Origin of the sequence: Kribbella sp. NPDC003505, from assembly GCF_040610875.1 — a bacterium.
Taxonomy (GTDB): Bacteria; Actinomycetota; Actinomycetes; order Propionibacteriales; family Kribbellaceae; genus Kribbella.
Map to the genome: position 1 here is coordinate 57,864 of NZ_JBEXNA010000002.1, position 15,643 is coordinate 73,506.

The window sequence follows — 15,643 nt, forward strand, 5'->3', positions numbered from 1 at the left end:
TCAGGAGCCAGGGCTGGAGTAGTGCCGGGACTGCCGGGTGAAGAAGGCGATCGCCGCCGCCATGCAAGCCACTCCCACCAGTGGGCTCAGCCATCCCAGCCACGCCGGGAACCACAGCGAATCCACCCGCCCGGTGACCATGGCGGCCGGGATCCAGGCGACGAAGGCCAACGGCAGCGGGATCGTGAACAGCACGGCTCCGACCGGCCCGAAGATCTGCAGCGGGAAGTTGCCGTAGGTGCCGAGGACGGCGTCGATCAGGAACGTCAGCGACTGCGTGTTCCGCAACCGGAACGCCAGTGCGCCGCGGGCCAGTTGGAGCCCGCCCTCGAGCAGCCCGCCGGCGGCGATCGCGAGGGCGAGCCACACCGCGAGGAGCGGATGCCAGGAGATCGACGCCCGGGGCAGGGCCAGCGCGAGGATCGCACCGGCAATGATCACGTCGCCGATCTGCTGCAGGTTGAAGCGGCGCATCAGCAACTGCAGGAACCGGCTGGTCGGACGCAACAGATAGCGATCGAACTCTCCCGTGTGCACCACCAGGTCCACATCGACCGTCCTGCGGAAGAAGAAGGCGTACACGCTGTGACTCGCCATCCGGATGCCGAACAGCACCAGCACCTCGGCCGGAGTCCAGCCGCCGATCGACCCGAAGGCGTGCAGCAGTACTCCGATGAACAGCAGCTGTCCGGCGTTGAACGCCAGCGCGCCGATGACGGAGATGAAGAGATTGGCCTTGTGCTCGAGCTCGGTCAGCCACGCCACGCGCAGCAGGATGCGGAAGTCCCGGATCAGGTCAGCCACCGTTGATCACCACCTTGCGCAAGGCGCGCCAACTGACCAGCGCAACGACGGCCGTGGAAGCCGCCAGCCAACCGAGCTGCGCCGCGAGGACGCTCGCGAGCCCGCCGAGTGGCTGCTGTCCCTGCCAGAGCTGCAGTGGGGCGAAGACCTGGAGCCCGAACGGCAGCGCATCGAGAAACGGGCGCAGCGACGCAGGGATGAACCACAGCGGGACAAGCGCGCCGGAAGCAAAACTGGCAATGGCTCGGTAGACGTAGAACGGTCCGCGCGTGTCGGTCGTCCAGAACGCCACCATCGACACAGCGAGGTTCAGCAACGCGGCGAGCAACCAGCCGAGCGCAGCGGTGAGGAGGAAGCCGAGGAACGCGGCAGCGGTCGCCGGCGGCGTCAGCCCTCCCAGCGCGAGGCCGAGGGCCAGGCCGACCACGACTCCGGGGATCGCGCCGACGATTGCTCCGACGGACTGCAGGAGGCTCTGCCCCACCACCCCGACGGGACGGATGAGGTCTGTCGCGATGGTTCCCTCGCGCACCCGTTCGGGGATCGACGACAATTGCCACGGCAGGGCGACATGCCACAGCAGCATCGCGATCACCGCATAGCTGACCGCGTCGGACTCGCTGATACCCGCGACCGCGGGCCGGTTGGTGTAGACAGCACGCCACACCGTCACGAGCAGGACCGTCTGCAGGGCGACCGAGACCATGGACAGTGCGACGTTCGCCCGGAAGAACAACGCGTTCCTGGAACCGAGTCGAACCATCGACCACGGCGTGACCCAGGCAGGTCGTTCGGATCGCAGAACCCGGGATGCGCCGGTCACCGCTCGGCCTCGGCATAGATCAGCCGGACTACATCCTCCAGCTTGGGCTCGTTGACGTGCAGATCGGCGATCTCGGCGACCGACGTCGCCTGCGCGATCACGGCCGCGGCGCTGGTCCGTCCCGGATCGAAGCGCAGTGAGACCGTGCCGTCGGAGTTCTCCAGCCGGTCGGCGTGCTCCGCCCGGATGGACGTCGGGTCCGCACCCTCCGTCGGAGTGACCACCACCTCGCGGAACGGCAGGTAACGCCGCTTCAGGGTCGCGAGGTCCCCGTCGTACACGACACGCCCGCTGTCGATCATCACGATGCGCCGGCACAGCTGCTCGATGTCGTCCATGTCGTGCGTGGTGATCATCACCGTGGTGGCGTGAACCCGGTTCTGCTCCGCGATGAAGTCCCGGAGGGCTTGTTTCGCGACCACGTCCAGACCGACCGTGGGTTCGTCCAGGTACAGCACCTGCGGGCGGTGCAGCATCGCTCCGGCCAGATCGCCGCGCATGCGTTGTCCCAGCGACAGGGACCGGATCGGCGTGTCCAGGAAGTCCTTGATCTGCAGCACCTCGTCGAACTCGTCGATCCGTGCGGCGTACTCGGCCGGGCCGACCCGATAGAGGTCGCGAATGGTTTCCAGCGAGACGCGCAGCGGCAGGTCGAACCAGAGCTGGGTCTTCTGCCCGAACACGACCCCGATGTTGTGCGCGTGCCTGCGGCGATTCGCCCAGGGCACCAGGCCGTCGACCCGCACCGTGCCCGAGGTGGGTACCACGATCCCGGTGAGCATCTTGATGGTCGTGGACTTGCCGGCGCCGTTGGCGCCCAGGTAGCCGACCATCTCCCCACGCTCGACGGCGAAACTGACGCCGTCGACCGCACGCACCGCGCTCCTGGGAGCCCACAGCCGCCGGATGCCGGACAGGCGACCGGTCGTCGGTTGCGGCTTCTGGAACTCCTTGACCAGCTCAGCGACCTCGATCATCGGCACGCTGACCAACCTATGACAACGACAGCTCAGCCCTCCAGGAAATAGGATTACGGGTATGGCCGAAACCGTTCGGATGGGTGTTGTCGGGGCGGGAAGTATTTCGGTGCGCGGGCTTCTCCCGCACCTGTCGCAGCCCGATCTCGCCGACCGGGTGGCCCTGGCAGCGGTGTGCGATCCCGTGCCTGGACGGGCGGAGGAGGCGGCCGCGAAGTTCGGGGTCGGCCAGGCGTTCACGGAGTACGAGGAGCTGCTGGCGCGTGGCGATGTCGACGCGGTGACGATCGCGTCGCCGATCGGGCTGCACTACGAGCAGGGGAAGCTGGCGTTGCAGGCCGGGAAGCACGTGCACTTCAACAAGACGATGACGATCACCGTCGCGGAGGCCACCGAGCTGATCGAACTCGCAGCCGAGAACGACCTGCGGATCGTCGCGTCGCCGGGCGAGATGCTGCGGCCGCATCATGTCCGCACACGGGAGTTGATCCGCGAGGGCGCGATCGGGACGCTGTCGTGGGTGAGCTGCGGCGCGGCGTTCGGGACGTACCACGAGAACGAGTCCGTCCGCGGCGGCAACGACGTGCTGACGAACATCGACCCGTCGTGGTACTTCCGCAAACCCGGCGGCGGTCCGCTGTACGACATGACCGTGTACGCGCTGCACTCCGTGACCGGCATCCTCGGACCGGCGAAGCGCGTCACGGCCATGTCCGGCGTACGCATCCCGCTGCGCGGCGACGTACAGACCGATGCCGACGACAACACCGTGATCCTGATCGACTTCGGCGACAACTTGTTCTGCGTCGCGACCGGCACCGCGGCGGGCGGGATGCGCGGCGGTTTCGGCGGCGCCTACTACGGTACGGCGGGAACCATCGACGGCCTGCTCCTCAACGGCGAGCCCTTCGACTTCCCCGGCCGCAACCCGGCAGAACTGTCACCCCGCGGCCCCGGCAACCAGGCGCTGCTCCCACACGTCACCGGCATCCACCGGGACATCGAGGAGCAGCACGTGTACGAGGACGTCATGCAACTCGTCGACTGGGTCCGCGACGACACCCCCTCCATCGTCACGGCCGAGCACGCACGGCACGTCATCGACATCATCGAATCCGCGTACCGCGCGTCGGCCACCGGCCGGACCCAGGACCTCACGACCATCTTCTAGAAACCTCGCCGACGAGTTCGCCGTCATTCGAGCCACACGGTTTCGAACGTGGGATTGGAATGGATGTGGACAGCTTCGTAGCCTCCGGGACCGGTGCGGAACTTGTGGGGGGTTTCCGCGGGGACGACGAGGATCTGGCCTGCGCGGCCGACGACGTCCTCGGAGCCGATGGTGAAGGTCGCGGAACCACGGCGGATGATGAACGTCTCGGCGTAGTGGTGCAGGTGCAGCCGGGGCCCGTGGCCTTCCTGGGTGGTCGATTCCAGGATGAGGGAGATGCCGGGACCGCCCGGAAGCTCCTTGAAGTCCTCGGTCCAGTCGTCACCGTCGCTCCGGCCGTCGGCGCGGGTGATCACGACCGTACTGATGTCAGACATGGCAGATCTCGCTTTCGTTCTCAGTGGGCTCGTCGCGGATCGCGAACCGTTGGTGGAGCGGACGGAGGAAGCGGGGAAGCCACCAGCTCGCGCCGGCGAACAGGCGCAGGGTGGCGGGGACGAGGATCACGCGGACCAGTACGGCGTCGATCGCCAGGCCGACGACCATCCCGACGCCGACGATCTTCGAGATGACGATGGCGCCGGTGGCGAAGCCTGCCGTGACGACGCCGAGCAGCAGTGCGGCGGCGGTGATCAGGCCGCCGCTGCGTTGGAGTCCCCGGACGACGGCGGTCGCCGAGTCGTGGCCGCGGTCCCATTCCTCGCGCACTCTGGAGAGCAGGAACACCTCGTAGTCGGTCGCGAGGCCGAACAGCAGTGCGACGACCAGCACCAAGGTGGTGGGCTCGAGGTCACCCGTGGGCGTGAAGCCGAGGAACCCGGCGAGATGGGCGTCCTGGAATCCCCAGACGAGGACGCCGAGCGTGGCGGCGACGGACAACGCGTTGACGACGACCGCCTTCAGCGGCAGGACGACGGAGCCGAACGCCAGGAACAGCAGTACCAGCGTCACGAGAACCATCACGCCGAGCATCGCCGGCAGCCCGGTGGCGAGGCCGGCCAGCTGGTCCCGCAACGCGGCGGGTGGCCCGGTGACCTTGACGTCCACACCGTTCCGTCCGTCGAGGGCGCGGATGTCGTCGACCAGTTGTCGCGTCTGCGGCGACCCTGCCGCGTCCCGGTAGCTGACCGCCAGCAAGACCTCCCCGTCGCCCGCAGTCGCGGGAGCAACGCCGGTGACCCCGTCGATCGCCTGCACCTCTCGCTGGACGCGGTCGGTGTCTTGCCCGGTGAGGAGCACCTCGATGGGCGCCGCGTTCAGGGACGGAAACGCCGCCCGCAGACGATCCGTGCCGATCCGCGAGTAGGCGTCGCCGGGCAGGACGCGCTCGTCGAAACCGCCGAAGCGAAGATGCGTCACCGACGAACTGAGCGCCAGGAGTACGACGACCACGGCCAGGACGGCCACCGCCGGACGCCGCATGACCGCCCTGGCGAACCGCGCCCAGCGGCCGCGCTCGGCCAGATCCTCCGGGCTCCGGCGCGGCCGCCGACGGGGCCCGAGTGCGTCGATCCGCCGGCCGATCAGCGTGAGCGCGGCGGGCAGCACCGTGACCGAGCAGAGCATCGCCACACCGACCGCCGCCATCCCGCCGTACGCCATCGACTTGAGGAACGGCATCGGGAACACGAGCAGGCTCGCCAGCGACAGCGCGACCGTCGATCCGGAGACCACGACGGTGCGCCCGGCGGTCCGGAGTGTTGCGAGCACGGCGTTCGCCGGTACGTCGTGATGTCCGAGCTCGTCGCGATACCGGGTGATGATGATCAACGAGTAGTCGATCGCCATCCCGAGCCCGAGCAACGAGATCGTGTTGATCGCGAAGCTCGACACCGAGGTCACGGTCTCGAGCAGCCTGACCGCGGTGAGAGCGCCGAGGATGGCCAGGGCGCCGACGAGCAGCGGGAGCACGGCGGCGACGAGGCCGCGAAAGATCAGGAACAACAGCACGAGCACGAGCGGAAAGGCGTACAGCTCCGCGCGTTCGACGTCCGCGGCGGTGATCTCGTCACCGTCCGACTGGATCGCGACGTCGCCGCCGATGTCGGTCCGGACACCGTCGGCGGAGAGCCGGTCCCGGATCCGCTCGAAGGCTTCGCGCCGTTCGGTGTCGTCGCTCGCCTTCAGATGGATCGCGACGTAGGTCTGGCGCCGGTCGGCGGAGACGTATCGCTGGTCGCCACGGTCGAAGAAGCCTTCGACGTCCACGACCTCAGGCCTGGCGCGCAGTTCGTTCTCGGCCGCTCCGACGGCGGTGCGGAACCGCGCGTCGTCGACGGTGAAGTCGTCGCTGGAGTACAAGACCAGAAGATCAGGAGCCTGGATGCCCAGCCGGCTCGCGACGTGTTGCGAAGTCTGCACGGACTCGCTGCCGGGATCATCGAATCCACCGGCGGCGAGCCTCTCGAAGGCCGGCCCTGCCACGAAGCCGCCGACGACGGCCAGCAGGAGTGCGGCGAACAGGACCACCTTCGGCCTGCGAACGACCGGGTCGCTCAGGCGCGCCTGTGCGGCGCGCATCGTGTCTGTGAACATGGCGATTGCTTTCGGATCGATGATCAGTGGTGCGGCGCGGCGGCGGTCCGCCGTACGGCGGGGACCAGCGGTACCGCGATCACCGCGGCGACCGCGGCGACGACCGCCGCCACGGCGAACGTGCTGTCGAAGGATTCGGGTGCCGGATGCGTCGCGGTCAGGGCCGAGCCCGCGATCGTGGACAGCACGGCGACACCGAACGCCCCGCCCAGTTCGTGGGCAGTGCTGACGACCGCCGATCGCGTACCGCCTTCGGCCGCACCGGCCGTCGCGAGTGCGGAGGTGAACGCGGTCACGAACACTGCGCCGATCCCGAGTGCTGCGACCGCGACCCCGGCGACCAGAACGGCCCGGCCGGAACCAGCCAGCAGCACGGTCGCCTCACCGGCAGCGGCCAGCGCCAGGCCGACGGTCGCCACCGATCGGGCCGGCACGCGTTCCAGCACATGACCGGCGAGATGTGCGCCGAAGCCGACCCCGAAGGCCACCGGGAGGAATTCGAGCCCCACGCGCAACGGGCCGTCGCCGTAGGCACGTTGCAGTGCGAACGAGCCGATGAAGAAGTTGCCGACCATCAGGCCCGTCGCCACGACCATCAGCAGGACACCCGCGAGGACCGGGCGTTCGGCAAGTAGCGAGACGCGAAGGACCGGATCCTTGGTGCGGCTCTCGACCACGCCGAACACGATCCACAGCGCGATGCCCGCGGCCAGCGAGAGCAGGGTGAGCGGATCGGTCCAACCGACGCTGCCCGCGCCGACCAGACCGTAGACGATCGACGCCGTACCCACCGTCACGAGCGCCGCGCCGGTCAGGTCGAGTCGCGCGGGGGAGGCGGCCACGGGCGACGTCACGATCGGCAGGGCGATCAGAATCCCCACGGCGATCGGCACGTTGATGGCGAAGATCCACTGCCAGCCGAGTGTGGAGGTGAGGACCCCGCCGAGGGATACGCCGACCGCGGTGCCGACCGCGCTCAGCGAACCCCAGATCGCCAGGGCCCGCCCGCGTCCGGCGCCCGAGACCTGGCCCAGCAGCACCGCCAACGCGGCTGGGGAGAGCAACGCCGCCGCGATTCCTTGAACGCTTCGCCCGGCGAGCAGGGTCGCGGCTCCGGGGGCGAGGGCGCTGGCCAGCGAGGCCGTTGCGAACAGCACCATCCCGAGCACCAGCACCCGGCGAGCACCCAGGAGATCCGCGATCCGCCCGCCGACGAGCACGAGCCCGCCGAACAGCGTGGTGTACGCCGTCATCACCCAGGTGGTCGTCGTACGGCCCAGGTCGAGATCCGCGGCGATGTCGGGGAGCGCGACGTTCACGACGGTCACGTCGAGCACCAGCATCAGTTGCGCACAGGCCAGAACGGCGACCGCAGCCGCCTGGCGAGCGGTCAGCGACCGGGCCGCGGCCGGTGGCTGAGCAGTGGAGTGAACCATGACTCGATCCTTATCTTGTACATCGGTGTCCAGGTTAGGGACGGTAACATAACTTGGACACGGATGTACAAGATTGGAGATCGTCGGAGTGAATGCCTCACGGCTGCCCGCCGCCGCCTCGGCCCGAGCACCGCGCGCGGACGCGCGCCGCAGTATCACGGCGATCCTCGACGCCGGAGCCGAGTGCCTGGCGGCGGATCCGGAGGCGACCGTCGCGGTGATCGCGCGCGCGGCCGGCGTCGCCCGGGCAACGCTCTACGGGCACTTCCCGGCGCGCGTGGATCTGGTGGACGCAGTCTTCGAGCGGGTGACGACGCAGGCCGACGAGACGCTGCAGACGGTCGATGTCAGCGGGGACCCGGAGCAGGCACTCCGAGAGCTGGTGGCGTCGAGCTGGCGGATCGTCCACCGGTTCCGAGCCGTCCTGGCGGTCGCCGAGCGCGAGCTACCGCCCGGACGCGTCCGCAAGCATCACGCCCGGCACCTCGACCGCCTCACCGAGCTGCTGACCAGGGGACAGGAAACCGGAGCCTTCCGCACCGATCTGGCCGTCGAGTGGCTGGTGACGGCCTGCTTCACGCTGATGCACGCGGCCGCCGCCGAGGTCGTCGCCGGCCGGCTCGACGACGACCACGCGGAGACGGCCGTCGTCGAGAGCATCCTGAGCGTCTGCACGCCTTCCGCGCGCTGATCGACCGCTTGGCGACCAGACAGCACCTAGCCCTCGCAGCAGGCTCGGTGGAGCCATTCGGGTTCGTGCCACCAGTAGGTGGCGTCGTGGGCGTGGGCTTCGGCGCGGGTCAGGGGTTGTGGGGCGTTCGGGGTGTGGACGGCGGGTTGGGTGCGGGCGCTTGAGGCGTACGGCGCGAGGAGGTCGTCGACGGTGTGGAGGTTGCCGGCGATCATGACCTGGTCGACGGCGGCGGCTGCGCGGATGTCGGCGAGCGGGTCGCCGGTGACGAAGGACAGATCGGCCTGGGCTCCTGGTTTCACGACGCCGAGTCGGTCCTCGAGGTTGAGCCACTTCGCCGGGTTGTGCGTCGCGGTGGTGAGCGCCTCGTACGGCGTGAAGCCGCCCGCGACCATCGAGCGGAGGTTGGCGTGCAGCGACACGGCCATGTTGTCGAGCGGGGTGTCGGTGCCGGAGATGACCAGGCCGCCGCCGCGGTGGATGCGCAGGACCATGTCGACGTTGCCGCGGAGGAGTTCGCGGGTGGTGACGCCGGCCGGTCCGCGCGCGGTGTTCACCTCGGCGAGCAGCGCGTTGTACTCCCACGACGGATACAGCGTGGTCGTACGGCGGTCCGTGAGCAGTGACGGGTCGTCGACGTGCGCCATCGTCGAGTTGAACAGCGTCGGCGTCACCGACAGCCCGGCCCGCGTGAACAGCGTCACCACGTCGGCGTACGCGCGTCCCAGCCGGCTGACCGTGTGCGAGTACCCGAGCCGGTTCGTCGCGCCGGTGTGCTCCATCCCGTCCATGCCGAGATGCTCCGCGGGATAGAGGTAGTGCGACGACAGCTGCAGCCCGAGCCGGTGGACGAGCGCGATCGCCCGGCGCTGGTACTCGATCGGCAGGCGCACGTACGTCTTCACCAGGTCGTACGCGAGCCCCTCCACCCGATCGATCTCCAGGCCGAGCTGCCGCAGCGACAACGTCGGCCGCATGAAGTTGTAGTACACGCGCGACCCGTCGATCGCCTCGCCGGTCGCGAAGTATCGCGGCCCGCGCAAGGCGCCACTGACGAGCGCCTCCCGTGTCTCCTGCATCTGGTACACGGGATCGCCCGGCGAACGCGTCGATGTGATGCCGTACGCGAGCCACAGGTTGCCCTGCCGCGCACCCCACGCCCGTCCGCGCAGATGCCAGTGATTGTGCGCGTCGATCAACCCGGGCATCACGGTCAGCGTGGACGCGTCGATGTCGGCGCGTCCGGCGTGCGGGCGTACGGCGGCGATGCGCGCGCCGTCGACCACTACGTCGACGTCCCGGCGGAGCGTGGTCGCACGCCCGTCCCACAGTGCGCCGGCGTGGATCGTGACGTGCTGCTTGATGGTCGCCCGGCGGTACTGCAGGTCGAGCTTGACCGTCTCGGCCCGGCCGCCGGTTGTCCTGCGCAACGTTCCGTTGTGCAGGTAGAGCAACGTGTCGTTGTCCTGCCAGACGGGGGAGTCCGTGACCTCGTCGGTGACTGCCCGCGGTTGCCCGGTGAAGCGTCCGCGGGCGTCGACCGGTACGACGTACAGCAGGCTCTCCACGACGAAGGCGAGGTGTGTGCCGCCGGGCGAGAACACGGGGCCGTCGTCGCCGCGGGTGGCGAGCGAGCGGAACGGCATCGGCTCGACGTACTCGAGCGCGGCCGTCGCGACGTCGACGTACAGCAGTTGGCTCGTGCCCTCGCGGAACCGCTTCGAGAACGGCTTCACCGCGGCGAGGACGAGCGTCCTGCCGTCGCGCGACCAGCTGACCCGGCCGGGTTGGAACAGCGTCGGTGTGACCTGGCGGACCTCGCCCGACCCGACGTCGAGAACCCAGGCGATCCCGTCCTGGTCCTGGTACGCGATCCGCTGTCCGTCCGGAGCGAAACGCGGTGCGGTCTGCGCGCCGGGGAGACCTGACAGCTTGGTGTCCGTGCCGGTTGCGAGGTCGTGCAGCCACAGGTCCGCCGTCCCGTCGCGATCGCTGGCATAGAGCAAGGTGCGGCCGTCGGGCGAGAAGTCCGGGTCGGAGTTGAAGTAGCCGTCGGCAACCACCTTGCGGGGCTGTGCCTTGCCGTCCGTCGATGCCACCCAGATCGCGTTCAACGCGCGGAAGGCGAGCCACCTCCCGTCCGGTGAGACCGTCGGACTCGCGATCCCGCGCACCGTGCGCCGGCTCGTCGACTCCAGGTCGGGCGCCTTCGGGCGCGGGCGTCGCGACGTCACGGGGACAGCCGCGGCGAACGGTACGACGGTGTGCTCGCCGTCGGCGCTGTACCGGTGGACGGTCCCGTCGGCTGTGTAGAAGAGGTCCGTCGAGGCCCAGGAGGGTGGGACTGCGAAGACGTCCTGTCCGTGGGTGACTTGCTGATTGTCGACAATCAGATCGCAGGTCGGGCCGGTCAGGCGGACGTACGCGAGCCTGCCGTCGGGCGAGTACGACGGGCCGAAGAGCGTGATTCCCGTTTGATTGTCGACAATCGTCGTGCGGACACCGGAGGCGAGGTCGAGTTCGACGATCGAGCTGGTGTCGACGGTGAACGCGAGCTTCCGGCCATCGGGTGAGACGGTCGGCTCGGCCTCCTCCCCGGCGTCGTCGGTGAGCGCCACGATCGCGCCGGTCGCGAGGTCGAGGCGGTGGATGCCGTAGCTGCCCGCGACGTTGCCGGGGCCGTGGAGATCGCCGCGGTCGGACGAGAACACGATCGAGCGGCCGTCGGGTGTGACGTGCGGCTCGCGGTGGTCGTATCGTCCGCTGGTCAGCTGGCGGAGGCCGGTGCCGTCGGGTCTGATCGACCACAGGTGGAAGTTGCCGTCACGGTACGACTGGAACACGATCGACCGGCCGTCCGGCGCCCAGCGCGGGCGGGTCGCGTCCTGCAGGTCGTCGGTGAGGCGGCGCGACGTACCGCCCGCGGCCGGCGTCACCCAGATCGCCGTCGCCAGGTCGAACGCCAGCCACTTCCCGTCCGGCGACACTGACACCATCAGATTCGTGCCCTCGCGCAGCACGGCCTGACTGCCGCCGGTTGCGTCGGTGCTCGCCTCGGACGGCAGGGTCGGAAGCTGTACGGCGCCGACAGCCGCGGCGCCTCCGCCGAGTTGCAGCGCACGCCGGCGCGAGATGCTCCAGGAACCAGGGTTCTCGGTCACGTCATCGGGTCCAATCCCTAGGGGGCGGTGGGACCCTGACGAATCTGCCAGCACCGTCCCGCACACACGATCCTGACCGGCGCGCCCCGCGCCCAACGGCCACTTCCCTGCGCCGAACGGCCGGTCGCGACCCAGGGCGTGTGGTTGGGCGGGGGTGTTGTGCGTCTATCGTCTGCGGCATGCAATCTCTGTCTCCACGGGCTCGGGCGCTGGGTGCGGCCGGGCTCTGCTTGGTGGTCGCGGTCGGGGCCGGGCTGGCGGTCGACAGCCGGTTGGATCGGCATTGGATTCTGCGCGGGTTCACGGTTCTGCTCGCGGTGTGTTGTGCTGCGCTGTTGCTGACCGACCAGACGCGACGGTTGCGGCAGGTCGTCACGGGGGTGGGGCTCGCGATGTTCGGGCTGATCATTCCGGTGACGCAGACGATCTGGTCGAAGCCGCCGGAGATCGACTTCGCGCTGCAGGTCGCGACCGACGCCAAGGAGGCGGCGCAGAAGGACGCGCGGAGCACGGTGTCGGTGGCGGAGGTGAAGGCCGCGGCCGAGGCGCGCGGGGGAGCGGTCGGCTCGGTGCCGACCGAGAAGACGCCGCGGGTGCGCGGCGCGGACGCGTACCCGCTGATCGTCCGCGCCCACCGCGACCAAGGCCGCCCGTGGGCCTGCCTCTCCTTCCCCCACGGCCTCGACGCCGAGGTCCGCCCCTGCTGATCGCCGAGGGGTTGACCCCTCAGATGGTGGCTTGCCCCCTCGGATTCTGAGCGGGCAACCCTCCAGCCGAGGGGTTGGCCCCTCAGATGGCGAGGTCGTGGGATGGGGTCCATCTGATGGGCAATCGATTTCTTGCAGGACCCGGCCGGGCCTAAGGTCGCGGGTATGACTCTTGGGAACCTCACCGGCATCAGCGCGCTCGCCGACGTCGAGACGCGCTCCATCAGTGCGGAGAACCCCACCGGCGAGCCCGGTCAGGGTGGACGGCGGACCGAGGGGACTGGTGCGCGCGCGGCCCGTGACCTCGGCCAGGGGTGGAAGGTCTCGCCGTCGATCGAGATCGCGGCGGGGGAGACCGTGACGCTGGCGGACATCGCCGGTTCCGGCTGCATCACCCATATCTGGCTGACCACGCACGTCGACCACTGGCGCCGCCTCGTGCTGCGCGCGCACTGGGACGGCGACCAGGCACCGGCGATCGAGACGCCGGTCGGTGACTTCTTCTGTTCCGGCTGGGGCAAGTTCGCCCAGGTGAACTCGCTGCCGGTCGCCGTGAACCCGAACGGCGGGTTCAACTGCTATTGGGAGATGCCGTTCCAGACGCAGGCGCAACTGACGCTGGAGAACACCCACGACGAGCCCGTGGTCGTGTACTTCCAGGTGGACTACTGGCTCGGCGCAGTGCCGGACAAGTCGGCGTACCTGCACGCCCAGTGGCGTCGCAGCAACCCGCTGCCCTCCAAGACGGTGCACACGCTGCTGGACGGTGTTGAGGGGCCGGGGCACTACGTCGGCACCTACCTGGCCTGGGGCGTCAACAGCACCGGCTGGTGGGGTGAGGGCGAGGTGAAGTTCTACCTGGACGGCGACGACGAGTTCCCGACCATCTGCGGCACCGGGACCGAGGACTACTTCGGCGGCGCGTGGAACTTCGACGTACCCCACCTGGGCGGCTACACCGAGTTCAGTACGCCGTACCTCGGGATGCCGCAGGTGATCCGGCCGGACGGGCAGTACCAGAGCCAGCAGCGGTTCGGCATGTACCGCTTCCACCTGCCGGACCCGATCCGCTTCAAGGAGCGGCTGCGCGCCGACGTACAGGCCCTCGGCTGGCGCTCGGGTGGACGCTACCTGCCGCTCCAGGACGACATCTCGTCCACCGCGTTCTTCTACTCCGGCAAGACGAGCACAACCCGGCCGGATGCGCCGACCCACGACGAGATGGAGATCTGCTAGCTACGGGATCGGCAGCGGGTTCTGGAGGGCGGTGTCGGCGAGGACCACCAAGGCGGCGGTCCAGGCGAGGGGGGCCTCGCCGGCCGGCTCCAGGTCGCGGTTGACCTTTTCGGGAAGGGCTCCGGTGCTGGTTCGGTGCTGGTCGAGCCAGGTGAGCAGGGCTTCGGCTCCGGAGTGGTCGCCGCGGGCGGCAGCGCTGAGAGCGAACAGCGCGGTCTGCGGCGTCCAGGACACCCCGTCCGCACGCCAGGACTCGCCAGGGGTCACCCCACCGTTGGGTTGCGTGAGTACGCCGTGCGCGTGGTCGATCGCCGTCGACACGATGTCCCGTGCCGGTGCGAACGGCGGCCCCAGCACGGTGACGAATGCGTCCGCACCGCCGCCAAGGCCGACCGGCTCGACACCGGGCTCGACGAAGCTCGTGGCGCGGGTAGGCGTCCGCGGGTAGTCCGGGCCGAAGGTGCGATCAGTTGCCGCCGACAACTTGTCCAGCGCATCCTGCCACCGCGTCGCGGCAGCCGGGCGATTCTGCTCGGCGGCGATCCGGACCGCCGACCGCAGGCCCGTCAACAGCGGTGCGACCGTACCGATCGTCAGCTCCTTCTCGGACCGCTCCCAGTAGTCAGGCGAGGGCTCCGGCAGGCCGTCCGGACCCAACTCGCGAACGATCTGGTCCGCCGACTCCTCGACCAGCTCCCAGTACCTGTCGCCCGCACGGCAGAACCATGTCGCCCAGAGCACCCAGCCGGACGCGTCCAGCTGCGGCTCCCGGCCGTCGTCCACAGTGCCGCCGGCCGAGGTGTACCGCGCTTGCCAGCGGCCTGCAGCCGGCCGGACTCGGTCCAGGAACGTCAGTACGTCGAGGGCCTTGTCGTGCTGGCCGACCGCACAGCGGGCGACTGCGACGAACGACGCGTCGCGCGGCCACACGTACCGCCACGGACCGTTCCAGCCGGCCAGGGTCGCGCCGTTGGGCAGGGTGAGCCCGTCGAGGTCGGTGAGGGCGTGTCGCAGCAGATCGTCATGCCCGAGCGAGGACTGGGCGTGCGGCCGGCCGGGGAGGCCGTCGGCGACCAGGCGGGGCTGCGGGTTGCGGACCAGGTTGCTGATGGTCCCGGCGGCCAGTGTGGCGAGCAGAACGGCGATGACGGCGTACGGGAACCACACGTCCCGTCGCCGGTTCTTCCGCATGATCTCCCTCACTGGGCCAGATGCTGCACTTCCGCCTCGAACTTACGCCGCGGCGCCAGCTCGACCAGATACATGGCCGACACGACCAGTGCGCCGCCGACCAGCATCCGCCACGTCAGGTCGTCCGAGCCGAACAGCACCGCGAACCCAGAGGCGAACACCGGCTCCATTGTCATCGCAATCGCGGCCCGGGTCGGCGTCAGGTGCGCCTGCGCCCAGGTCTGGACGATCAGCGCCAGGGCGCCGGCGACCAGCGCCATGTAGACCACGCTGACCCAGTCGCCGCCCGTCGAAGGGACCGAGAACCCTCCGGGCAGCGCGCCGACGGCGCAGACGCACGTGATCACGATCATCTGCAGCGACGACAGCCCGAACGCGTTCCGCGACGTCGACCAGGCGCCGAGGCCGATGATGTGCAGCGCATAGAGACCGGCGGACGCGAGCGTCAGCAGCTCCCCGGTGCCGAGGCTGAGGCCGCGCAGCGACAGGACGCCGAGGCCGGCCGTGGCGAGGATCACGGCGAACCACGCCCACCGGCCGATCTTGTGCCGCAGGATCACCGCGCCGAGCAGCGGCGTGAACACGACGTACATGCCGGTGACGAAACCGGACACGCTCGCCGAGGTGTGCCGCAACCCCTCGGTCTGCAGCAGCTGCGCGATCCCGTAGGTGATGCCGAGGGCGACCGCGCGCCCGCGGTCCAGGCGGCTCAGCCGGGCGATCGCGGGCGGGTGGACGAGCACCAGCGCGACCGACGCGATCAGGAACCGCAACGCCAGGTAGTCGGCAACGTCCATCCTGGTGAGCAGATCCTTGGTCAGGAAGAACGTCGACCCCCACGCCGCCGCGACCGACAGCAGGGCCAGCACGGCAAGACGCGGGTGGTTCACGCCGGACATCAGATCAGACGC

The 15,643-nt window shown here is 69.5% G+C and carries 13 protein-coding genes; 4 read left to right on the top strand and 9 right to left on the bottom strand.

Features of this window, described 5'->3' with window-relative positions; genetic code table 11:
* The 3 genes from ABZX12_RS04730 to ABZX12_RS04740 form a co-directional block, all read right to left on the bottom strand.
* Complete coding sequence (locus tag ABZX12_RS04730; RefSeq protein ID WP_355689846.1) at nucleotides 1–804, bottom strand: ABC-2 family transporter protein; 804 nt, start codon at nucleotides 802–804, stop codon at nucleotides 1–3.
* Nucleotides 797–1,540: an ABC-2 family transporter protein gene (locus ABZX12_RS04735; protein ID WP_355689848.1), complete on the bottom strand. Its 744-nt coding sequence runs from the start codon at nucleotides 1,538–1,540 to the stop codon at nucleotides 797–799. The genes ABZX12_RS04730 and ABZX12_RS04735 overlap by 8 nt, the downstream gene beginning before the upstream one ends.
* An 83-nt stretch (nucleotides 1,541–1,623) precedes the next feature.
* Nucleotides 1,624–2,604, bottom strand: a complete 981-nt coding sequence (locus ABZX12_RS04740) for an ATP-binding cassette domain-containing protein (RefSeq protein WP_355691299.1) — start codon at nucleotides 2,602–2,604, stop codon at nucleotides 1,624–1,626.
* Between the two features lie 61 nt (nucleotides 2,605–2,665).
* Here ABZX12_RS04740 and ABZX12_RS04745 point away from each other — a divergent pair, with 61 nt between their 5' ends.
* Nucleotides 2,666–3,775, top strand: a complete 1,110-nt coding sequence (locus ABZX12_RS04745) for a Gfo/Idh/MocA family oxidoreductase (protein WP_355689849.1) — start codon at nucleotides 2,666–2,668, stop codon at nucleotides 3,773–3,775.
* 23 nt (nucleotides 3,776–3,798) lie between these two features.
* On the opposite strand, the gene ABZX12_RS04750 is transcribed toward ABZX12_RS04745, so the two are convergent.
* Genes ABZX12_RS04750 through ABZX12_RS04760 form a run of 3 tightly spaced genes read right to left on the bottom strand, consistent with a single transcriptional unit; the run spans nucleotide 3,799 to nucleotide 7,746 of the window.
* A complete protein-coding gene (locus ABZX12_RS04750) occupies nucleotides 3,799–4,131 on the bottom strand; it encodes a cupin domain-containing protein (protein ID WP_355689851.1) in 333 nt (110 codons plus the stop codon).
* A 13-nt stretch (nucleotides 4,132–4,144) separates the two neighbouring features.
* Nucleotides 4,145–6,310, bottom strand: coding sequence for an efflux RND transporter permease subunit (locus ABZX12_RS04755; RefSeq protein WP_355689852.1), 2,166 nt, complete (start codon nucleotides 6,308–6,310; stop codon nucleotides 4,145–4,147).
* Nucleotides 6,311–6,333: 23 nt separating this feature from the next.
* Complete coding sequence (locus tag ABZX12_RS04760; protein ID WP_355689854.1) at nucleotides 6,334–7,746, bottom strand: MFS transporter; 1,413 nt, start codon at nucleotides 7,744–7,746, stop codon at nucleotides 6,334–6,336.
* A gap of 88 nt (nucleotides 7,747–7,834) precedes the next feature.
* Here ABZX12_RS04760 and ABZX12_RS04765 point away from each other — a divergent pair, with 88 nt between their 5' ends.
* Nucleotides 7,835–8,437 carry a TetR/AcrR family transcriptional regulator gene (locus tag ABZX12_RS04765; RefSeq protein WP_355689855.1) on the top strand — a complete coding sequence of 201 codons (603 nt, stop codon included), beginning with the start codon at nucleotides 7,835–7,837 and terminating at the stop codon, nucleotides 8,435–8,437.
* Between the two features lie 26 nt (nucleotides 8,438–8,463).
* Here ABZX12_RS04765 and ABZX12_RS04770 read toward each other — a convergent pair whose 3' ends face one another.
* Entirely contained in the window at nucleotides 8,464–11,598 is a 3,135-nt protein-coding gene (locus tag ABZX12_RS04770; protein WP_355689857.1) for an amidohydrolase family protein, read from the bottom strand.
* Nucleotides 11,599–11,777: 179 nt separating this feature from the next.
* Between ABZX12_RS04770 and ABZX12_RS04775 the strand changes: the two genes are divergently transcribed.
* Nucleotides 11,778–12,305 (top strand): hypothetical protein, encoded by a 528-nt coding sequence (locus ABZX12_RS04775; protein WP_355689859.1) that lies wholly within the window; start codon nucleotides 11,778–11,780, stop codon nucleotides 12,303–12,305.
* A 165-nt stretch (nucleotides 12,306–12,470) separates the two neighbouring features.
* Entirely contained in the window at nucleotides 12,471–13,541 is a 1,071-nt protein-coding gene (locus ABZX12_RS04780) for a glycoside hydrolase family 172 protein (protein WP_355689860.1), read from the top strand.
* On the opposite strand, the gene ABZX12_RS04785 is transcribed toward ABZX12_RS04780, so the two are convergent.
* Both ABZX12_RS04785 and ABZX12_RS04790 read right to left on the bottom strand, forming a co-directional pair.
* Nucleotides 13,542–14,732: a glucoamylase gene (locus ABZX12_RS04785; RefSeq protein ID WP_355689862.1), complete on the bottom strand. Its 1,191-nt coding sequence runs from the start codon at nucleotides 14,730–14,732 to the stop codon at nucleotides 13,542–13,544.
* 8 nt (nucleotides 14,733–14,740) lie between these two features.
* Nucleotides 14,741–15,622 (bottom strand): DMT family transporter, encoded by an 882-nt coding sequence (locus ABZX12_RS04790; protein WP_355689863.1) that lies wholly within the window; start codon nucleotides 15,620–15,622, stop codon nucleotides 14,741–14,743.
* Nucleotides 15,623–15,643: the final 21 nt, after the last annotated feature.

Excerpts from the sequence above, each read along its gene's own strand:
- ABZX12_RS04760 (WP_355689854.1), bottom strand. The coding sequence starts at position 7,746 with ATGGTTCACTCCACTGCTCAGCCACCGGCCGCGGCCCGGTCGCTGACC.
- ABZX12_RS04740 (WP_355691299.1), bottom strand. The coding sequence starts at position 2,604 with ATGATCGAGGTCGCTGAGCTGGTCAAGGAGTTCCAGAAGCCGCAACCG.
- ABZX12_RS04755 (WP_355689852.1), bottom strand. The coding sequence starts at position 6,310 with ATGTTCACAGACACGATGCGCGCCGCACAGGCGCGCCTGAGCGACCCG.
- ABZX12_RS04785 (WP_355689862.1), bottom strand. The coding sequence starts at position 14,732 with ATGCGGAAGAACCGGCGACGGGACGTGTGGTTCCCGTACGCCGTCATC.
- ABZX12_RS04780 (WP_355689860.1), top strand. The coding sequence starts at position 12,471 with ATGACTCTTGGGAACCTCACCGGCATCAGCGCGCTCGCCGACGTCGAG.
- ABZX12_RS04775 (WP_355689859.1), top strand. The coding sequence starts at position 11,778 with ATGCAATCTCTGTCTCCACGGGCTCGGGCGCTGGGTGCGGCCGGGCTC.
- ABZX12_RS04745 (WP_355689849.1), top strand. The coding sequence starts at position 2,666 with ATGGCCGAAACCGTTCGGATGGGTGTTGTCGGGGCGGGAAGTATTTCG.